Source organism: Kitasatospora sp. YST-16, assembly GCF_026802215.1.
Lineage (GTDB): Bacteria > Actinomycetota > Actinomycetes > Streptomycetales > Streptomycetaceae > Kitasatospora > Kitasatospora cineracea.
The window spans coordinates 1,279,542-1,298,775 of sequence record NZ_CP113837.1 but is presented as its reverse complement, the minus strand read 5'-3'; the positions used below and the strand labels follow the sequence as shown (position 1 = coordinate 1,298,775).

At 74.2% G+C, this 19,234-nt stretch carries 16 protein-coding genes; 11 read left to right on the top strand and 5 right to left on the bottom strand.

Annotated elements, in window-relative coordinates; translation table 11 throughout:
- Positions 1-62 precede the first annotated feature (62 nt).
- From hpnC to OU787_RS05865, 9 genes are all read left to right on the top strand, one after another.
- A complete protein-coding gene (gene hpnC, locus OU787_RS05905; RefSeq protein ID WP_268658750.1) occupies positions 63-983 on the top strand; it encodes a squalene synthase HpnC in 921 nt (306 codons plus the stop codon).
- 41 nt (positions 984-1,024) lie between these two features.
- A complete protein-coding gene (gene hpnD, locus OU787_RS05900) occupies positions 1,025-1,882 on the top strand; it encodes a presqualene diphosphate synthase HpnD (RefSeq protein WP_051816992.1) in 858 nt (285 codons plus the stop codon).
- 94 nt (positions 1,883-1,976) lie between these two features.
- Entirely contained in the window at positions 1,977-3,374 is a 1,398-nt protein-coding gene (gene hpnE / locus OU787_RS05895) for a hydroxysqualene dehydroxylase HpnE (protein ID WP_268658749.1), read from the top strand.
- On the top strand, positions 3,371-4,534 hold the full coding sequence (locus tag OU787_RS05890; protein WP_369794961.1) for a polyprenyl synthetase family protein: 1,164 nt from the start codon (positions 3,371-3,373) through the stop codon (positions 4,532-4,534). The genes hpnE and OU787_RS05890 overlap by 4 nt, the downstream gene beginning before the upstream one ends.
- A gap of 7 nt (positions 4,535-4,541) precedes the next feature.
- Entirely contained in the window at positions 4,542-6,500 is a 1,959-nt protein-coding gene (gene shc / locus OU787_RS05885) for a squalene--hopene cyclase (protein ID WP_268658748.1), read from the top strand.
- Positions 6,497-7,165 (top strand): phosphorylase family protein, encoded by a 669-nt coding sequence (locus tag OU787_RS05880; RefSeq protein WP_063759629.1) that lies wholly within the window; start codon positions 6,497-6,499, stop codon positions 7,163-7,165. Before shc ends, OU787_RS05880 begins: the two co-directional genes overlap by 4 nt.
- A gap of 3 nt (positions 7,166-7,168) precedes the next feature.
- The gene (gene hpnH / locus OU787_RS05875; protein ID WP_030460404.1) at positions 7,169-8,194 is read left to right on the top strand and encodes an adenosyl-hopene transferase HpnH; all 1,026 of its coding nucleotides are present in this window, start codon (positions 7,169-7,171) and stop codon (positions 8,192-8,194) included.
- 123 nt (positions 8,195-8,317) lie between these two features.
- Positions 8,318-10,243, top strand: coding sequence for a 1-deoxy-D-xylulose-5-phosphate synthase (gene dxs, locus OU787_RS05870; protein ID WP_030460403.1), 1,926 nt, complete (start codon positions 8,318-8,320; stop codon positions 10,241-10,243).
- A 19-nt stretch (positions 10,244-10,262) separates the two neighbouring features.
- Positions 10,263-11,654, top strand: a complete 1,392-nt coding sequence (locus OU787_RS05865; protein WP_030460402.1) for an aspartate aminotransferase family protein — start codon at positions 10,263-10,265, stop codon at positions 11,652-11,654.
- 3 nt (positions 11,655-11,657) lie between these two features.
- Here the strand turns inward: OU787_RS05865 and OU787_RS05860 are convergent, their stop codons facing one another.
- From OU787_RS05860 to fabG, 4 genes are all read right to left on the bottom strand, one after another.
- The gene (locus tag OU787_RS05860; RefSeq protein WP_030460401.1) at positions 11,658-11,933 is read right to left on the bottom strand and encodes a DUF6343 family protein; all 276 of its coding nucleotides are present in this window, start codon (positions 11,931-11,933) and stop codon (positions 11,658-11,660) included.
- 82 nt (positions 11,934-12,015) lie between these two features.
- The gene (locus tag OU787_RS34780) at positions 12,016-13,038 is read right to left on the bottom strand and encodes a phosphatase PAP2 family protein (protein ID WP_369794959.1); all 1,023 of its coding nucleotides are present in this window, start codon (positions 13,036-13,038) and stop codon (positions 12,016-12,018) included.
- 306 nt (positions 13,039-13,344) lie between these two features.
- Positions 13,345-13,536 (bottom strand): hypothetical protein, encoded by a 192-nt coding sequence (locus OU787_RS05845; RefSeq protein WP_030460399.1) that lies wholly within the window; start codon positions 13,534-13,536, stop codon positions 13,345-13,347.
- Positions 13,537-13,688: 152 nt separating this feature from the next.
- Positions 13,689-14,474 (bottom strand): 3-oxoacyl-ACP reductase FabG, encoded by a 786-nt coding sequence (gene fabG / locus OU787_RS05840; RefSeq protein ID WP_051816991.1) that lies wholly within the window; start codon positions 14,472-14,474, stop codon positions 13,689-13,691.
- 507 nt (positions 14,475-14,981) lie between these two features.
- On the opposite strand from fabG, the gene OU787_RS05835 reads away from it, so the two are divergent.
- Complete coding sequence (locus OU787_RS05835; RefSeq protein WP_232794972.1) at positions 14,982-15,782, top strand: MarR family winged helix-turn-helix transcriptional regulator; 801 nt, start codon at positions 14,982-14,984, stop codon at positions 15,780-15,782.
- A 166-nt stretch (positions 15,783-15,948) separates the two neighbouring features.
- Here OU787_RS05835 and OU787_RS05830 read toward each other — a convergent pair whose 3' ends face one another.
- Positions 15,949-16,824: an aldo/keto reductase gene (locus OU787_RS05830; protein WP_030460396.1), complete on the bottom strand. Its 876-nt coding sequence runs from the start codon at positions 16,822-16,824 to the stop codon at positions 15,949-15,951.
- Between the two features lie 392 nt (positions 16,825-17,216).
- Here OU787_RS05830 and OU787_RS05825 point away from each other — a divergent pair, with 392 nt between their 5' ends.
- On the top strand, positions 17,217-19,094 hold the full coding sequence (locus OU787_RS05825; RefSeq protein WP_268658747.1) for an ABC transporter transmembrane domain-containing protein: 1,878 nt from the start codon (positions 17,217-17,219) through the stop codon (positions 19,092-19,094).
- The last annotated feature ends 140 nt before the right edge of the window (positions 19,095-19,234 follow it).

Sequence of the window (19,234 nt, the reverse complement as noted above, 5' to 3'; positions counted from 1 at the left end):
TGTAGAACGGGGGAGTGACGGCAGTGTCGGATTCAACTAAGTCGGATAACCAGACAGCGGCGGTGACGCTGGACAAGGCGGACCTGGAGAACTTCCCGGTCGCCCCCGGCTTCCTGCCCGCCGCCTGGCGCGGCGACCTGATGGCGGTCTACGGCTTCGCCCGCCTGGTCGACGACGCCGGCGACGGCGACCTCGCCGACCCGGCCGCCGCCGCCCGGCTGCTGGACGTGCCCGGCGCCCCCGCGGACGAGGGCTTCCGGCTCGCCCTGCTGGACGGCCTGGAGCGCGACCTGGACCGCGCCTTCGCCGCCGCCCTCGGCGACGACCCGTCCCCGCACGGCACCGTCCTGGGCACCGACCCCGGCGAGCCCCGGCACCCGCTGGTGCGCCGCCTGGTCCCGCTGATCGAGCGGCACGCCGTCACCCCCGAGCCGTTCCGCCGGCTGATCGAGGCCAACCGGGTGGACCAGACCACCACCCGCTACCCGGTCTACGCCGACCTGCGCCACTACTGCACGCTCTCGGCCGACCCGGTCGGCCGCCTGGTGCTCGCGCTGGCCGGCCGGGCCACCCCGGACCGGATCGAGCTGTCCGACGCGATCTGCACCGCGCTGCAGATCGTCGAGCACCTCCAGGACGTCGCCGAGGACCTCGACCGCGGCCGGATCTACCTCCCGCTCGAAGACCTCGCGGCCTTCGGCGTCACCGAGCGCGACCTCGCCGCCGACACCGCCTCCCGCGGCGTGCGCCAGCTGATCGCCTGGGAGGCGAGCCGGGCCCGGACCCTGCTCGACCGCGGCGCGCCGCTGGTGGGTACGGTTCACGGGAGGCTCCGACTGCTGCTGGCGGGATTCACCGCCGGCGGGTACGCGGCCCTGGACGCCATCGAGGCGGTCAGGTTCGACGTGCTCGCGCACCGGGCGAAGCCCGACAAGCGCCGCCTGGCCGGCCGGGCGGCGGCACTCTTCGTGAAGGGAAGGTGAGCGCCCGCGTGGGGGCATCACCACTGGCGTCCGCGCCGGTCATGGCGGCCTACCGGTACTGCGAGGCGGTCACCGCCCTGCAGGCCCGCAACTTCAGCTACGGCATCCGGCTGCTGCCCGAGGCCAAGCGGCTGGCGATGTCGGCGCTGTACGCGCTGGCCCGCCGGGTCGACGACATCGGCGACGGCGAACTGCCCGCCGAGCAGAAGGCCGAGGCACTGGCCCGCACCCGCACCCTGCTCGACGAGGTCCGGGCGGGCGCGGTCACCGAGGAGGACACCGACCCGATCAAGGTCGCGCTGGCCGACGCGGCCCGCCGCTTCCCGATCCCGCTCGGCGGCTTCGACGAACTGATCGACGGCGTCGAGATGGACCTCAAGGGCGTCGAGTACGGCACCTACGAGGAGCTCAAGGTCTACTGCCGCTGCGTGGCCGGCTCGATCGGCCGGCTCTCGCTGGGCGTCTACGGCTGCGAGGACCAGGAGCGCGGCGCCGAGTACGCCGACACCCTGGGCCTGGCCCTGCAGCTCACCAACATCCTGCGCGACGTGCGCGAGGACGCCCTGAACGGCCGCACCTACCTGCCCACCGAGGACCTGGTCCGGTTCGGCTGCCAGCAGGGCTTCGCGCTGCCCGCCCTCCCGGCCGGCGCCGACTTCACCGGCCTGGTCGCCTTCGAGGCCGAGCGCGCCCAGCGCGCCTTCGAGGAGGGCCTGCGGCTGCTCCCGATGCTCGACCGCCGCAGCCGCGCCGCCACCGCCGCGATGGCCGGCATCTACCACCGCCTGCTCGGCCGGATCGCCGCCGACCCGCACTCGGTGCTCCGCGGCCGGGTCTCGCTGCCCGGCTGGGAGAAGGCGTACGTGGCACTGTCCGGGCTCGCCGGAGGGCGTTCTTGATTCTCGCGCCAGTTCTGTCACGCTGTGTCAACAGGGAATCACGACGCATGCGCACGTTGTTGTGCCCACCGTCCACTGCCGTCCGGGAGGGCCGATGAGCACGCCGACAGCGCCGCGCGAGCGCACCGCCGTGGTCGTCGGCGGCGGCCTGGCCGGCATCACCGCCGCCCTCCGCCTCGCCGACGCGGGCGTGCGCACCACCCTGCTGGAGGCCCGGCCCCGGCTCGGCGGCCTGGCCTTCTCCTTCCAGCGCGGCGAACTGACCGTCGACAACGGCCAGCACGTCTACCTGCGCTGCTGCACCGCCTACCGCGGCCTGGTCGACCGGCTCGGCGCGAACGCCCTGGTCGACCTCCAGCCCCGGCTGGACGTCCCGGTGCTCTCGCTCGCCCCCGACGGCAGCCGCAGCCTCGGCCGGCTGCGCCGCGCCGAGCTGCCCGTCCCGCTGCACCTGGCCGGCAGCCTCGCCACCTACCGGCACCTGAGCCCGGCCGACCGGCTGCGGGTGGTGCGCGGCGCGCTCGCTCTGCAGAAGCTCGACCTCGCCGACCCGGCGCTGGACGACCTCTCCTTCGGCGAGTGGCTGCGCCGGCACGGCCAGACCCCGGCCACCGTGGCCGCCGTCTGGGACCTGGTCGGCGTGGCCACCCTGAACGCCACCGCCGACCGCACCTCGATGGCGCTGGCCGCGATGGTCTTCAAGACCGGCCTGCTCTCCGAGCCGGGCGCCGCCGACATCGGCATGGCCAACGTCCCGCTCGGCGGGATCCACCACGACCGGGCGACGGCCGAGCTGGAGCGGGCCGGCGTCCGGATCCGGCTGCGCACCCGGGCCGCCGAACTGAAGGCCGCCGAGCAGAACGCCGTCCGGCTGGAGGGCGGCGAGCTGCTCACCGCCGACACCGTGGTGCTGGCCGGCGCCCAGGACACCGCGGCCGCCCTGCTGCCGCCCGGCGCCATCCCCGACCAGCACCGGCTGGCCGGCTTCGGCACCGCCCCGATCCTCAACGTGCACGTGGTCTACGACCGGCCGCTGATCCGCCGCCCGTTCTTCGCGGCGCTCGGCTCCCCGGTGCAGTTCGTCTTCGACCGCACCCGGCACTCCGGCCTGGCCGTCCCCGGCGCCCAGTACCTGGCGGTCTCGCAGTCCGCCGCCGAGGACGAGATCGACCTGCCGGTGGCCGAGCTGCGGGCCCGCTACCTGCCGGAGCTGGAGCGGCTGCTGCCCGCCGCCCGCGGCGCCCGGGTGCTGGACTTCTTCGTCACCCGGGAGCGCACCGCCACCTTCGACCCGGCGCCCGGCACCGCCCGGCTGCGCCCCGGCGCGCGCACCGACCTCCCCGGCATCCTGCTCGCCGGGTCCTGGACGGCCACGGGTTGGCCAGCGACCATGGAGGGCGCGGTGCGCAGCGGGCACGCTGCCGCCGACGCCGCCCTGGCCGGCCACGGCCGGCTCCCGGTCGACCGGGGAGACGGGCGGTGGCCCCGATGACGCCGAGCCCCCACCCCCCGACCACCGACACCACAACCGTCCGACCGCCCGCCGCGGCCGGACGGACGCACCGAGAGGGAACGCACGTGGAGGCACGCACCGGCTCGACGGTCGAGGACACCCCGACCGTCCTCGACCTGCTGGCGCGCGGACGCACGCTCTGCACGCCGCCGATGCGCGCGGCCGTCGCCCGTTTGGCGGCACCGATGGACACCGTCGCGGCCTACCACTTCGGCTGGATCGACCGGGACGGCCGCCCCGCCGCGGGCGACGGCGGCAAGGCCGTGCGCCCGGCGCTGGCCCTGCTGTCAGCCGAAGCGGTGGGCGCCGACGCGCAGGTGGGCGTACCCGGCGGCGTGTCGGTCGAGCTGGTGCACAATTTCTCCCTCCTCCATGATGACCTGATGGACGGTGACGAGACGCGCAGGCACCGGGCCACCGCCTGGACGGTGTTCGGCCCGGCCCAGGCCGTGCTGGCCGGCGACGCGCTGGCCACCCTCGGCACCGAGGTCCTGCTGGACGCCGCGGTGACCGGCGGGGCCGCCCCGGCCGACGCCGCCCGCGCCGTCCGGCTGATCACCACCGCCACCCGGGGGCTGATCGACGGCCAGGCCCTGGACGTCTCGTTCGAGCAGCGCGACGCGGTGACGGTCGAGGAGTGCCTGGCCATGGAGGGCGGCAAGACCGGCGCCCTGCTGGCGGCCTCCGCGGCGATCGGCGCGGTGCTGGCCGGCGCCGACGACAAGGTCTCCGACGCGCTCCAGCGGTACGGCCACCACCTGGGCCTCGCGTTCCAGGCGGTGGACGACCTGCTGGGCATCTGGGGCGCCACCGAAGTGACCGGCAAGCCGCACTGGAGCGACCTCCAGTCGCGGAAGAAGTCGCTGCCGGTGTGCGCCGCGCTGGCCGAGGGGGGCGCCGCCTCCCGCGAGCTGGCCGCACAGCTGGCCGACCCGACCGGCCGCGGCGAGGAGAGCGAGCAGGTGCTCGCCGCCCGCGCCGCGCTGATCGAGCGGGCCGGCGGCCGGGCCTGGACGCAGGAAGAGGCCCGCCGCCAGTACGACACCGCCCTCGCCGCCCTCGGCGAGGTGCCCATGGCCGACGAGGTGCGCGAGCACTTCGTCGCACTCGCCGAATTCGTGGTGGTCAGAGAGAGGTGACGTAAGAGTGACAGCAACCGCGGGTGGAAGGCTCGGACCCCAAACCTCAGTTGCAGTAACACGATCTGACGATTCCTCACCCGCGGCGGCGCTCAGCCGGGCCACCGCACACCTGCTGTCACTCCAGCACGCCGACGGCTGGTGGAAGGGCGACCTGGAGACCAACGTCACCATGGACGCCGAAGACCTGCTGCTCAGGGAGTTCCTGGGCATCCGCACCGAGGAGCAGACCCGGGCCACCGCGGCCTGGATCCGCTCCCGGCAGCGGGAGGACGGCACCTGGGCCACCTTCCACGGCGGCCCGCCCGAACTCTCCACCACCGTCGAGGCGTACGTGGCCCTCCGGCTCGCCGGGGACGCCCCGGACGCCCCGCACATGCGGGCCGCCGCCGCCTTCGTCCGCGAGCGCGGCGGCATCGCCGCCAGCCGGGTGTTCACCCGGATCTGGCTCGCCCTGTTCGGCTGGTGGCCCTGGGAGAAGCTCCCCGAGCTGCCCCCCGAGGTGCTGTTCCTGCCCAGCTGGGCGCCGCTGAACATCTACTCCTTCGGCCAGTGGGCCCGGCAGACCATCGTCCCGCTCACCGTGGTCTCCGCGCACCGCCCGGTCCGCCCCGCCCCGTTCGGCCTCGGCGAACTGCACACCGACCCGGCCGACCCGTACCCCGAGCGGCCGCTCGCCCCCGCGCACAGCTGGGACGGCCTCTTCCAGCGGCTCGACCAGCTGATGCACCGCTACCACCGGCACGCCATCAAGCCGGTGCGCCGCCTGGCGCTGCGGCAGGCCGCCGCCTGGATCGTCGAGCGGCAGGAGGCCGACGGCTGCTGGGGCGGCATCCAGCCGCCCGCCGTCTACTCGCTGATCGCGCTGCGGCTGCTCGGCTACCGGCTCGACCACCCGGTGATGAAGGCCGGGCTCGCCGCCTTCGACTCCTTCACCGTGCACACCGAGGACGGCAAGCGCTGGATGGAGGCCTGCCAGTCCCCGGTCTGGGACACCTGCCTGGCCGCCATCGCGCTGCGCGACGCCGGACTGCCCGGCGACCACCCCGCCCTGGTGGGCGCCGGCAGCTGGATGCTCGGCGAGGAGATCACCACCCGCGGCGACTGGGCCGTCAAACGCCCCCGGCTGGCCCCCGGCGGCTGGGCCTTCGAGTTCCAGAACGACACCTACCCGGACGTCGACGACACCGCCGAGGTGGTCCTCGCGCTGCGCCGGATCGACCACCCCGACACCGCCCGGCTGGCCGGCGCCGTCGAACGGGCCGTCGAGTGGAACCTCGGCATGCAGTCCAAGGACGGCGCCTGGGGCGCCTTCGACGCCGACAACACCAGCAGGCTCCCCAACAAGCTCCCGTTCTGCGACTTCGGCGAGGTCATCGACCCGCCCTCGGCCGACGTCACTGCGCACGTGGTGGAGATGCTCGCCGAGACCGGCCGCACCCGGGACCCGCGCACCCGGCGCGGCGTCGCCTGGCTGCTGCGCCACCAGGAGGCCGACGGCTCCTGGTTCGGCCGCTGGGGCACCAACTACATCTACGGCACCGGCTCGGTGGTGCCCGCCCTGATCGCCGCCGGCCTCACCCCCGGCCACCCCGCCGTCCGGCGCGCCGTCGCCTGGCTGACCGGCCGGCAGAACCCGGACGGCGGCTGGGGCGAGGACATGCGCTCCTACGAGGACCCGGCCACCTGGGCCGGCCGCGGCGAGTCCACCGCCTCGCAGACCGCCTGGGCGCTGATGGCGCTGCTGGCGGCCGGCGAGCGCGAGTCCGAGGCGGTCGAGCGCGGCGTCGCCTGGCTCACCGCCACCCAGCGCCCCGACGGGACGTGGGACGAACCGCAGTTCACCGGCACCGGCTTCCCCTGGGACTTCTCCATCAACTACCACCTGTACCGGCTGGTCTTCCCGGTCACCGCGCTCGGCCGCTACGTGCACGGCACCCCGCTCGGCCGGGGCGGTGCGCGATGACCGCGCCGCTGCTGGTGCTGTGCGCGCTCGGGCCGGAGGCCTGGGCGCTGCGCGGCGGCGACTGGTCCGGTGCGGCCGGCGGCCCGCCGGTGCTGGCCCGGACCGGGATGGGCCGCAGGGCCGCCGGGCAGAAGGCCGCCGCCCTGCTCGACGCGGGCGGCTACGGGGCCCTGCTGGTCGCCGGGTTCGGCGCGGCGCTCGGGCCCGGGGTGCGCCCCGGCGAGGTGATCGTCGCCGACCGGGTCACCGACGCCGAGGGCGGCGACCACCCGCTGGCCTCCGCGCCCGCGCTGGCCACCGCCCTGGAGGAGGCCGGCCTGCGGGCCCACCTCGGCACCCACCGCACCGCCGACCACGTGGTGCGCGGCGCCGAACGGGCCCGGCTGCACGCCGCGGGCGCGCTCGCCGTCGACATGGAGGCCGCCGCCGTCCTCGCCGCCCGCGCCGCGCACGCCCCCGGCCTGCCCGCGGCGGTGCTGCGGGTGGTGGTCGACACCCCCGAGCGGGAACTGATCCGCCCCGGCACCCTGCCGGCCGGGGTCCGGGCCTGGCGGACGCTGCGCGCCGCCGTCCCCGCCCTCACCGCGTGGCACCGGCAGGTCGCCGCCACGCCCGCCCAGCTGACGAACCCACAGCCCTCGACGCTCCCCCAGGAGGCGAGCTAAGCCATGGCCATGCCGCTGCGTCAGACCGTCCGCGTGTCCACCTACCTCATGCAGCAGAAGATCAGGGGGCGGAAGAAGTTCCCGCTCATCGTCGAGCTGGAGCCGCTGTTCGCCTGCAACCTCAAGTGCGAGGGCTGCGGGAAGATCCAGCACCCGGCGGGCGTCCTCAAGCAGCGGATGCCGGTCGCCCAGGCGGTCGGCGCGGTCCTGGAGTGCGGCGCCCCGATGGTCTCCATCGCCGGCGGCGAGCCGCTGATGCACCCGCAGATCGACGAGATCGTCCGCCAGCTGGTGGAGCGCCGCAAGTACGTCTTCCTGTGCACCAACGCCCTGCTGCTGCGCAAGAAGCTCGACAAGTTCACCCCTTCGCCGTACTTCACCTTCGCCGTCCACATCGACGGCCTGGAGGAGCGGCACGACGCCTCGGTGGCCAAGGAGGGGACGTTCGCGGAGGCCGTCGAGGCGATCAAGGAGGCCAAGCGGCGGGGCTTCCGGGTCACCACCAACTCGACCTTCTTCAACACCGACACCGCGCAGACCGTGGTCGAGGTGCTGGACTTCCTCAACGACGACCTCAAGGTCGACGAGATGATGATCTCCCCGGCCTACGCCTACGAGAAGGCCCCCGACCAGGAGCACTTCCTCGGCGTCGAGCAGACCCGCGAGCTGTTCCGCAAGGCCTTCGCCGGCGGCAACCGGCGGCGCTGGCGGCTCAACCACAGCCCGCTGTTCCTGGACTTCCTCGAGGGCAAGGTCGACTTCGAGTGCACCGCCTGGGGCATCCCCAACTACTCGCTGTTCGGCTGGCAGCGCCCCTGCTACCTGATGTCCGACGGCTACGTCCCCACCTACCGCGAGCTGATCGAGAAGACCGACTGGGACAAGTACGGCCGCGGCCGCGACCCGCGCTGCGACAACTGCATGGCCCACTGCGGCTACGAGCCGACCGCGGTGCTCGCCACCATGGGCTCGCTCAAGGAGTCGATCCGCGCCGCCCGCGAGACCCTCGCCTCGCCCAAGGCGGTCTGACCGGCCGTCACCGGCCGCCCGCGCCCGCGCGGGCGGCCCACGCCGACAGGCGACCGCGACCACCGGGCCGCAGGCTGGACACCGACACTCCACGCACACCGAACCAGCCGTGAGGGGTACGCCATGCCACTGCTGAGCCGGATCACCGGGCCCGCCGACCTCCGACGCCTGCACCCCGAGCAGTTGCCGCTGCTCGCCGACGAGATCCGCGACTTCCTGATCGACGCCGTCACCCGCACCGGCGGCCACCTCGGCCCCAACCTCGGCGTGGTCGAGCTCAGCATCGCCCTGCACCGGGTCTTCGACTCCCCGCACGACCGCGTCCTGTGGGACACCGGCCACCAGGCCTACGTGCACAAACTGCTCACCGGCCGGCAGGACTTCAGCCGGCTGCGCGCCAAGGACGGGCTCTCCGGCTACCCCTCGCGGGCCGAGTCCGAGCACGACCTGATCGAGAACTCGCACGCCTCCACCGCGCTCGGCTACGCCGACGGCATCGCCAAGGCCAACCAGCTGCTCGGCGTCGACCGCTGCACCGTCGCCGTGATCGGCGACGGCGCGCTCACCGGCGGCATGGCCTGGGAGGCGCTCAACAACATCGCCGAGGCCGAGGACCGCCCGCTGGTCATCGTCGTCAACGACAACGAGCGCTCCTACTCGCCGACCATCGGCGGCCTCGCCCACCACCTCGCCACCCTGCGCACCACCCGCGGCTACGAGCGCTTCCTGGCCTGGGGCAAGGACGCCCTGCAGCGCACCCCCGTGGTCGGGCCGCCGCTGTTCGACGCGCTGCACGGCGCCAAGAAGGGCTTCAAGGACGCCTTCGCCCCGCAGGGCATGTTCGAGGACCTCGGCCTGAAGTACCTCGGCCCGATCGACGGCCACGACATCGCCGCCGTCGAGCAGGCGCTGCGCCAGGCCCGGAACTTCGGCGGGCCCGTCATCGTGCACTGCCTGACCGTCAAGGGCCGCGGCTACCGGCCCGCCGAGCAGGACGAGGCCGACCGCTTCCACGCGGTGGGCCCGATCGACCCGTACACCTGCCTGCCGATCTCCCCGTCCGCCGGGGCCTCCTGGACCTCCGTGTTCGGGCAGGAGATGCTCGCCCTCGGCGCCGAGCGGCCCGACCTGGTCGCCGTCACCGCCGCGATGCTGCACCCGGTGGGGCTCGGGCCGTTCGCCGCCGCGCACCCCGGGCGGACCTACGACGTCGGGATCGCCGAGCAGCACGCGGTGGCCTCCGCCGCGGGCCTGGCCACCGGCGGGCTGCACCCCGTCGTCGCGGTGTACGCGACCTTCCTGAACCGGGCCTTCGACCAGGTGCTGATGGACGTCGCGCTGCACCGGCTCGGCGTCACCTTCGTGCTCGACCGGGCGGGCGTCACCGGCAACGACGGGGCCTCGCACAACGGCATGTGGGACATGTCGGTCCTGCAGGTCGTCCCCGGGCTGCGGCTGGCCGCCCCGCGCGACGCCGACCGGCTGCGCGAACAGCTCCGGGAGGCCGTCGCCGTCGAGGACGCGCCCACCGTGGTGCGCTTCCCCAAGGGCGACCTCGGGCCCGCGATCCCGGCGGTCGAGCGGATCGGCGGCGTCGACGTGCTGGCCCGCACCGGCCCCAGCCCCGACGTGCTGCTGGTCGCCGTCGGCCCGATGGCGCCCGCCTGCCTGGACGCCGCCGCGCTGCTGGCCGCCGACGGCATCACCGCCACCGTGGTCGACCCGCGCTGGGTCAAGCCCGTCGACCCGGCGCTGGTCGCGCTGGCCGCCGCGCACCGGATGGTGGTCACCGTCGAGGACAACGGGCGGGCCGGCGGCGTCGGCGCCGCCGTCGCCCAGGCCATGCGGGACGCCGAGGTCGACGTCCCGCTGCGCGACCTGGGCATCCCGCAGGAGTTCCTGGCGCACGCCTCGCGCGGTGAGATCCTGGAGGAGATCGGACTCACCGGCACCGGCGTCGCCGCCCAGACCGCCGCCTACGCCCGCCGCCTGCTGCCCGGCACGCGGAGCGGCGCCCAGGAGTACCGGCCCAGGGTGCCGCGCAAGTGACCGATCGGAGAGAACCAGCGTGACCCAGGCCGAACCGCTCGACCTCGCCGCCCTGCTCGACGCCCGGGGCGGCGAGCGCTACGAACTGCACGCCCGCTACCTCAACCCGCAGCTGCCCCGGATGCTGCACACCATCGGCTTCGACCGGTACTACGAACGCGCCAAGGGGCCGTACTTCTACGACGCCGAGGGCAACGAGTACCTCGACATGCTCGCCGGGTTCGGCATCTTCGCGCTCGGCCGGCACCACCCCGCCGTCCGGGCCGCGATCGAGCAGGTGATGGAGCTGGAGACGGCCGACCTGACCCGCTTCGACTGCTCCCCGCTGCCCGGCCTGCTCGCCGAGCAGCTGATCGCCCACGCCCCCGGCCTGGACCGGGTGTTCTTCGGCAACAGCGGCACCGAGGCGGTCGAGACGGCGCTCAAGTTCGCCCGGTACGCCACCGGGAAGCGCCGCGTCCTGTACTGCGACCACGCCTTCCACGGCCTCACCGCGGGCTCGCTCTCGGTCAACGGCGAGGGCGGCTTCCGCAAGGGCTTCGACCCGCTGCTGCCGGACACCGCGATCCCGCTCGGCGACCTCGGCGCGCTGAAGAAGGAGCTGAAGAAGGGCGACGTCGCGGCGCTGATCGTCGAACCGATCCAGGGCAAGGGCGTGCTCGCCCCGCCGCCCGGCTGGCTGGCCGCCGCCCAGGAACTGCTGCACGCCCACAAGGCGCTGCTGATCTGCGACGAGGTGCAGACCGGCGTCGGCCGCACCGGCACCTTCTTCGCCTACCAGGCCGAGGAGGGCGTCCGCCCCGACCTGGTCTGCGCGGCCAAGGCGCTCTCCGGCGGGTACGTGCCGATCGGGGCGACGCTCGGCAAGTCGTGGATCTTCGAGAAGGTGTACTCCTCGATGGACCGGGTGCTGGTCCACTCCGCCAGCTTCGGCTCCAACGCCCAGGCGATGGCCGCCGGCCTGGCCACCCTGCACGTGATGCGGCAGGAGGGCGTGGTGGAGAACGCCGCGAAGGTCGGCGAACTGTTCCGGTCCCGGCTGGCGGCGCTGACCGAGCGGTACGAGCTGCTCGCCGAGGTGCGCGGGCGCGGGCTGATGATCGGCATCGAGTTCGGCCGCCCCAAGTCGCTGAAGCTACGCACCGGTTGGACGGCGCTGCAGGCCGCCCGCAAGGGGCTGTTCGCGCAGATGGTGGTCGTCCCGCTGCTGCAGCGGCACCGGATCCTCACCCAGGTCTCCGGCGACCACCTGGAGGTGATCAAGCTGATCCCGCCGCTGATCGTCACCGAGAAGGAGGTCGACCGCTTCGTCGACGCCTTCACCGAGGTGATGGACGACGCCCACCGCGGCAGCGGCCTGATGTGGGACTTCGGGCGGACGCTGGTCAAGCAGGCGGTCGGCTCGCGCTAGCGGTCACAGCTCGGTGCGGCGGCGGCGCACCACGACCCACAGGTCCGCCGCCGCCACCGCGGTCAGCACCCCGCAGCCCACCGCGAACACCACCAGTGTCCCGCTGCTGGGCGCGCCGTGCGGGGAGGCCAGTGCCGCCCACACCGCGAACCCTGCCGTGCAGAGCGCGAAGAACGGCAGGAACAGCACCGACAGCAGGAAGCGCAGCTTCAGGTCGCTGCGCGCGTTGGCCGGCTCCGTCCCGCTCAGCCACACCTTCGGGGTCCTGGCCCGCCGCATACGCAACCGCCTCCCTCGTACCCTTCCAGGGTAGGACCGTTCGGGTACGGGGAGGCGGAACGATGGACGACCGGCTGGACGACTATCCGGGGCTGCCGGTGGAACCGGCCCGGGCGCTGGCCGCCGAGCGCGGCTGGCGCACCGTGCGGGTGCTGGCGCCGGACGCGCTGCTGACCATGGAGTACCGCTCGGACCGGCTCAACCTGACGGTGCGCGACGGCGTGGTGGAGCGCGCCTGGGCGGGCTGAGGACGGGCCGGCAGCGGGTGGGACGGCCACGGCTGCGGGAGCGGGGAGGCGGTCGGGCGCGGCCGGGGCACGGCGGCCGGGCGGGCGAAGCGGCCCTCCCGGTGCCAGGCGGCCAGCACCCGCCGGTCCAGCGCGGCGACGGCCGGCTCGGCCAGCGGCAGCGAGAGCAGCACCAGCGCGCCCGCCGCCCAGCCCGCGAACACGTCCGAGATCCAGTGGGTGCCCAGGTAGACGGTGGTCAGCCCGATCGAGGCCGCGGTGAGTCCCGCCAGCACGGTGCCGGTGCGGCGCCAGCGGGTGGCCAGGTAGGCCAGCACGCCCCAGGTGACCACGGCGTTCGCGGTGTGGCCGGAGGGGAAGATGCTGCCGCCGGAGAACAGTTCGGGCGAGCCCACGTAGTGCGCGTAGTGCGGGCCCAGCCGGCCGGTCAGGATCTTCACCCCGCCGACCGTGACGTTCAGCAGCAGCAGGGCCATGCCCATCACCAGCAGCGGCCGCGCCGAGTGCGAGCGGTAGCAGCGCCAGCCCAGCCACAGGCAGGCCGCGATCGCGGTCGGGCCGCGCTGTCCGGCGATCACCCAGATGTCCAGGTAGGGCAGGGCGTCCGGCCAGCGCCGGTACGGCCGCAGCAGTTGCAGCGACCAGTCCAGGTCGACCAGCGGGGAGTCGTACAGGATGGCCAGGACCACCAGCAGGTAGAGCACTCCGACCAGGCCGAAGAGCAGGGCGTGCCGCCGGCTGATCGACGGGAGCGCGGATTCGGTCGTTCCGGTGTGGGGATCGTGACCGGATCGGACCGGAACCGCGCGCGGTGCGGTCGATATCTGTTGCTCGGGTGATTCGGGCTTGGCTGGCACGGCTTCGACATTACCGGTCGCCCCGGAGCCTTCCGGGCTATTCGGGGGATCTGTCACCCGCTGGTGACGTGTCGTCCCCGGTTTCTCCATAGGGGCAGTTCAAGGGCGGAGCGGCGGGGCCGGAAAGGTGCGGTGCGTGGGGGAAATCACGCTCCCCGGCGCTCCCGGGCGCCGCATTCCGGTGGTTTCTCCAATGGCCCGGACGGTGGTGCGAGAACGAATGAGGCGGCCGATTTCCCGTGACCCAGGTCACTTCCGGGTCGCTTCCGGGAAATCGGCCGCCGATTCGAACGGGCGGCGCCGGGCTCAGGGCAGCAGTCGTTCGACGGCCGCCGCGCCCTGTTCCTCCAGGTCCTTCTTGGCCTTCGCCAGCAGCGCCGGGGTGGGCGTGCGGCCCGAGGCCATCACCAGGTCCTCGGGGTCGACCGGGTGCTCCGCCCCGGTGTGCAGCAGGTTGTCCGGGGTCGGCATGGACTCGCTGTCCGTGGAGTCGGTCATCAAGATCCTCCGTGGGTGGAGCGCCGGAGGGGCCGGCCCGGCCCCTCCGACGGGGCGCGCCCGCCGCCGGGGCTGGCGGCGGGAGGTCTGCCATCGAGTCTGGACCCCGGCCCCGGGCGGCGCACCACGAGCGCGCCGCGGCGCCGGCCGGGTCAGTCGAGCGGGCCGCCGGCCACGTAGATGACCTGGCCGGAGACGAAGCCGGCGCCCTCGGAGGCCAGGAAGGAGATGGTGTGCGCGATGTCCTCCGGCACGCCGACCCGCTGGACCGGGATGGCGGAGGCGGCGGCCTGCTTGAACGCCTCGAACTCCATGCCGACCCGGGCCGCGGTGGCCGCGGTCATGTCGGTGGCGATGAAGCCGGGGGCGACCGCGTTGGCGGTGATGCCGAACTTGCCCAGCTCGATCGCCAGGGTCTTGGTGAAGCCCTGCAGGCCGGCCTTGGCCGCCGAGTAGTTGGCCTGGCCGCGGTTGCCCTGGGCGGAGGAGGAGGACAGGTTGACGACCCGCCCGAAGCCGGCCGCCACCATGTGCTTCTGCACCGCGCGGGTCATCAGGAAGGCGCCCTTGAGGTGCACGCTCATCACGGTGTCCCAGTCCGACTCGGACATCTTGAACAGCAGGTTGTCGCGCAGCACGCCGGCGTTGTTCACCAGCACCACCGGGGTGCCCAGCTCGGCGGCGATCCGGTCCACCGCGGCCTGCACCTGCTCGGCGTCCGACACGTCCGCGCCGACGGCCAGCGCGCGGCCGCCCGCGGCCTCGATCGCCTCGGCGGTGCCCTTGGCGGTGGACTCCTCCAGGTCGACCACGGCGACGGCGTAACCGTCCGCGGCCAGCCGGAGCGCGGTGGCGGCGCCGATCCCACGCGCCGCACCCGTCACCACGGCCACCCGCACCGGGGCGTCGGCGGTCACGGACGTGCTCTGCTCGGTCATCTTCGTACTCGTCTCTCTCGAAGTCGGACGACGGGACCGGCGCGGGCCGGCGACCCGTGGATGAGAAATAAATGAGGTGCGCAGCGCGCAGCGCGGCAACCCTACCGGCGGGTAGGGTTTCCGGCCAGGGGCAGCGCCGCAGGTGACGGAGGGTGAGGGCGAAAAGCGGCCGAGCGGGTGAACCGGGTTGGGCGTGGTCCCGACATACGGGGGAAATATGCCAACTTCGCCGAACCTGCGACTACTCTGCGCCCCTACCTGCCAGTCCAGGCCGACCGTTTGTATAGTGTGCGCCAGCAGCCACCGGCTGCACGGCCGGCGCGTCCTCACTCACAGCGGGATGCTCACTCGCCGTTACTGCCCCGCTCGGGTGTCCCACACACACCCGGGCGTGACACCGGGACGGATTTCATGGTGCTGGGGGAGATCCCGACAACCCGCGTGCCCGGCCGACTGCAGCAGTCGCCCGGTCACCTCATCCGCGTGGCCCAGCAGGTGCACACCCGCTTGTGGTCCGAATACGTCGGTACCGAGCTGACGGCTCCGCAGTTCGCGGTGCTGCTGGTACTGGCCCTGGAGCCCGGAGCCGACCAGCGCACGGTCGGCGAACGGGCCTCGCTCGACAAGGCGACGATGGCCGAGATGGTCGCCCGGCTGGTCCGACGGGGCCTGGTGCTCCGCCGCCGGGACCCGGCCGACGGCCGCCGCAAGCTGCTCGCCCTCTCGCAGAGCGGCGCTCAGGCCGTCCGCGAGGCGACCGGCGGCGTGGTCCGGGTCCAGCGGACCCTGTTCGAGCCGCTCGGCCCGGACGAGCAGCTGGAGATCGTCCGGGTGATGGCCCGGATAGCCCGGCTGGAGCCGTCCGCGGTCGCCGTGCCGGGGGAGGCCAGGCCCACGCTGGACGCCCAGCGGGCCATCGGCTACCTGATCCGGGTCGCCCAGCAGGTGCACACCAAGCTCTGGACGGAGAAGGTCGGCACCGAGCTGACGGCCCCTCAGTACGCGGTGCTGGACGCCCTGGAGACCGAGCCGGGCGCCGACCAGCGCACGGTCGGTGAGCTGGCCTCGCTCGACAAGGCGACGATGGCCGAGATGGTCAGCCGGCTGGTCCGGCGCGGCCTGGTGCTGCGCCGCCGGGACCCCTCGGACGGGCGCCGCAACCTGCTCTCGCTCTCCCCGACCGGCCAGGAGCTGCTGCACCGCTCCACCGCCGGGGTCCGCGAGGTCCAGGAGGCACTGCTCGCCCCGCTGGAACCGCAGGAGCACGCACCGGCACTGGCGCTGCTCGCGAAGGCGGCCCGGCTGTAACGATTCTGCAAAACGCTGCCCGGTCGTTCGGGCGGCGAGCGCGCCCCGGCCGGTAACGCGGCACCGCCCGGGACGTGCCGGAGGGGCCGAAACCCGATCGGGTTTCGGCCCCTCCGGCGTCGGTGGAGTTGACTCTCCGTCAGCGGACGGGGCGTCAACTCCGCTCTCAGTTCCAGTCGAAGTCCGCCGGGTCCGGGCCGATCCGCTGCCCGGTGGCGATGCCGTCGATCGCCGCGAGGTCCTCGGCGTCCAGCTCGAAGCCGGTGACGTCCAGGTTCTCCCGGATCCGGGCCGGGGTGACCGACTTCGGGATGGCGATCACGCCGGACTGCAGGTGCCAGCGCAGCACCACCTGGGCCGCGGTGCGGCCGTGCTTGGCGGCGACGGCCAGCAGGGCGGGCTCGGCCAGCAGGTCCTTGCCCTGGCCCAGCGGGCTCCACGCCTCGGTGGCGATGCCGTGCTCGGCGTGCAGGGCGCGCAGCTCGGCCTGCGGGAAGTACGGGTGCAGCTCGATCTGGTTCAGGGCCGGCTTCACCTCGGCCTCGGCGAGCAGCGCCCGCAGGTCCGGCACCCGGAAGTTGGAGACGCCGATCGCGCGGACCCGGCCCTCGGCGTGCAGCTGCTCGAAGGCGCGCCAGATGTTCAGGAAGGCGTCGCCGTGCATCGGGCGCGGCCAGTGGATCAGGTACAGGTCCAGCCGGTCGAGGCCGAGGCGGCCGAGCGACTCGTCGAAGGTGCGCAGCACCCGGTCGCGGCCCTGCTGACCGGACCAGTCGACGGTGCCCGAGTTCCACAGCTTGGTGGTCACGAACAGCTCGTCGCGGGCCACGCCGGACTCGGCGATCGCCTGGCCGGTGCCCTTCTCGTTCTCGTAGATCTCGGCGGTGTCGATCGAGCGGTAGCCGGCCTCGATCGCGGTGCGCACCGCGGGGACGGCCTCCGCGTCCGGCACCTGCCAGACGCCGAAGCCGAGCTGCGGGATCCGCACGCCGTCGTTCAGCGTGATCGAGGGGATCGGGGGGACTGCGGGGGTGCTGGTCACGGGAAGGGGTGCCCTTCGGTTGCCGGTTCGCTTCTGCTGGTCCTGCTGGTCCTGCTGGTCCTGCTGTTGTTGCCCGTGTTGCCTCTCCGGGCTTCCGGAGCGGCTGCAACGGCAGTGAGCTGCGGTTTATTCCCGGGAGCGGGTAGTTCCCCGGAACGGATGAAAGCCGGCGGGGCCGGCGGCCGGATCGGGCCGTTCTGCCGGAAAACCTGTTGCGTGCGTCACAGGGCGACGGTCAGGCTCACCGCATGTGACGAGCCGACCACCCCTTCCGCCGCTCACCTCCGACGCGCCGGAGCCCGCACCGGGCCCGGCCGGCCGACGCCGCCCGCCGTGCTCCCCCGGCCGGGCCCGTCCCTCCCTGCCCCGCCGCACCCCGTAACGGAGCGACCATGCCGCTCGTCCCCCTTCCGCTGCCCGATCCCGGCAGCCCCGACCTCAGTTCGCCGCGCGGGTTCCTGCGCTGGCTCGGCCGCTCCCAGCTCCGGGGCCGGCTGCTCGCCACGCTGTGGAGCACGCTGGAGCTCGGTGCGCTGGCCGCGCTGCCGGTGGCGATCGGCCGCGGCGTCCAGGCCGTCGTCGACCGGGACACCCGGGCCCTGCTGGCGGCCGGTCTGCTCGCCCTGCTGCTGTCCGCCCTGCAGACCACGATGACGGTGCTGGTGCACCGCCGGGCGGTGTGGAACTGGATCCACGCCGCCTCCCAGGTCCGCCAGCTGGTGGCCCGTCAGGCCTCCGCGCTGGGCGGCGGGTTGAGCCGGCGGATCGCCACCGGCGAGATCGTCGCCGTCTCCAGCGGCGACGTCGAGAAGATCGGCTGGTACGTCGAGCTCACCGCCCGGCTGTACGGCGCGGTGCTGGCCTGGCTCGGCGTCAGCGTCGTGGTGCTGTGGCACCAACCCGGCCTCGGGCTGGCCGTGCTGCTCGGCATGCCCGTGCTGGCTGCCGCGGTGTGGCCGCTGCTCGGGCCGTTCGAGCGGCGGTACACCGAGCAGCGCGCGCTCGGCGGCAAGGCCTCCGAGCTGGCCGCCGACACGGTCGCCGGGCTGCGGGTGCTGCGCGGCATCGGCGGCGAGGAGCTGTTCCTGCGCCGCTACCGGGCCGCCTCCCAGCGGGTGCGCGCCGCCGCCGTCCGTACCGCTCGCACCTGGGCGGTGATGCAGGCCCAGGAGGTGCTGCTGCCCGGCCTGTTCGTCATCGGCGTCACCTGGTACGGCGCCCGGCTGGCCCTCGACGGGTCGATCGGGGTCGGCGAGCTGATCGCCGTCTACGGCGCCACCGCCTTCCTGGCCGCCCCGCTGCGGGTGATCGGCGAGGCCGCGCACGCCTGGAGCGTCGCCCGGGTCTCGGCCGGGCGGGCGGTCAAGGTGCTCGCGCTGACCCGGGAGGAGGGCCCGAATGGTGACGGAGCGTCAGCTCCGGTCGGGGCGGGGGGCGGTGAGGGCGCGGTGGAGCTGGTGCGCCGGGCCGGGCGGTCGGACCTGCACGATCCGGTCAGCGGGCTGACCGCCCGGGCCGGGCGGCTGACCGCGGTGGTCTGCGGCGACCCGGACGCGGCGGGGGAGTTGGCGGCCCGGCTCGGCGGGCGGCCCGCGCTCGCCGAGGGCGAGCGGGCCAAGCCCTCCGTCCGGCTCGGCGGGATCGCGCTGGACGGGGTGCCGCTGGCCGCCGCCCGAGCAGCGGTGCTGGTCCACGACAAGGAGCCGGTGCTGCTCTCCGGCACCCTGGCCGGGCTGCTCGACGTCCCCCGCTCCGGCCGGGTCGAGCCCGCCGAGGCACTGGCCGCCGCCCGCGCCGAGGACGCGCTGGAGGCGCTGGTCGAGGGCTCGCCCGAGTGCGCGGGCGACCCGATGGCGGCCCGGATCACCGAGCGCGGCCGCTCGCTCTCCGGCGGCCAGCGCCAGCGCCTCGCGCTGGCCCGCTCGCTGGTGGCCGACCCGCCGGTGCTGGTGCTGGACGAACCGACCAGCGCGGTCGACGCCCACACCGAGTCGCGGATCGCCGCGGGCCTGCGCGAACTGCGGGCCGGGCGCACCACGGTGGTCTTCGCCACCAGTCCGCTGCTGCTCGACCGGGCCGACACCGTCCTGCTGCTCCAGCAGGGCCGGGTCGCCGCCACCGGCACCCACCGGGAGCTGATGGCGGCGGACCCGCGCTACCGGGCGGTCGTCACCCGGGACGAGGGTGCGCCGGGCGGTGCGGGGGCGGGCGCGAGGGCAGGGGACGCAGGGGAAGCGGAGGTAGCGGTGGGTTCGGGAGGTGCGCAGTGAACGGGTGCCCGTCCGTGGTCCGGACTGCCGCGGAGGTCGTCCGGGGGCGCGTCCACCAGCACGTCCAGCGGAGCCGGAGCCGGAGCCGGAGCCGGAGTCAGAGCTGGAGCTGGAGTCAGAGTCAGAGTCGGAGTCGGAGT

What these genes read in the sequence shown, in the direction of transcription:
- fabG (WP_051816991.1), bottom strand. Translation starts at nt 14,474, where the DNA reads ATGACCGAGCAGAGCACGTCCGTGACCGCCGACGCCCCGGTGCGGGTG.
- OU787_RS05845 (WP_030460399.1), bottom strand. Translation starts at nt 13,536, where the DNA reads ATGACCGACTCCACGGACAGCGAGTCCATGCCGACCCCGGACAACCTG.
- hpnD (WP_051816992.1), top strand. Translation starts at nt 1,025, where the DNA reads ATGGCGGCCTACCGGTACTGCGAGGCGGTCACCGCCCTGCAGGCCCGC.
- OU787_RS05825 (WP_268658747.1), top strand. Translation starts at nt 17,217, where the DNA reads ATGCCGCTCGTCCCCCTTCCGCTGCCCGATCCCGGCAGCCCCGACCTC.
- OU787_RS05890 (WP_369794961.1), top strand. Translation starts at nt 3,371, where the DNA reads ATGACGCCGAGCCCCCACCCCCCGACCACCGACACCACAACCGTCCGA.
- hpnH (WP_030460404.1), top strand. Translation starts at nt 7,169, where the DNA reads ATGGCCATGCCGCTGCGTCAGACCGTCCGCGTGTCCACCTACCTCATG.
- hpnE (WP_268658749.1), top strand. Translation starts at nt 1,977, where the DNA reads ATGAGCACGCCGACAGCGCCGCGCGAGCGCACCGCCGTGGTCGTCGGC.
- OU787_RS05880 (WP_063759629.1), top strand. Translation starts at nt 6,497, where the DNA reads ATGACCGCGCCGCTGCTGGTGCTGTGCGCGCTCGGGCCGGAGGCCTGG.
- OU787_RS05860 (WP_030460401.1), bottom strand. Translation starts at nt 11,933, where the DNA reads ATGCGGCGGGCCAGGACCCCGAAGGTGTGGCTGAGCGGGACGGAGCCG.
- dxs (WP_030460403.1), top strand. Translation starts at nt 8,318, where the DNA reads ATGCCACTGCTGAGCCGGATCACCGGGCCCGCCGACCTCCGACGCCTG.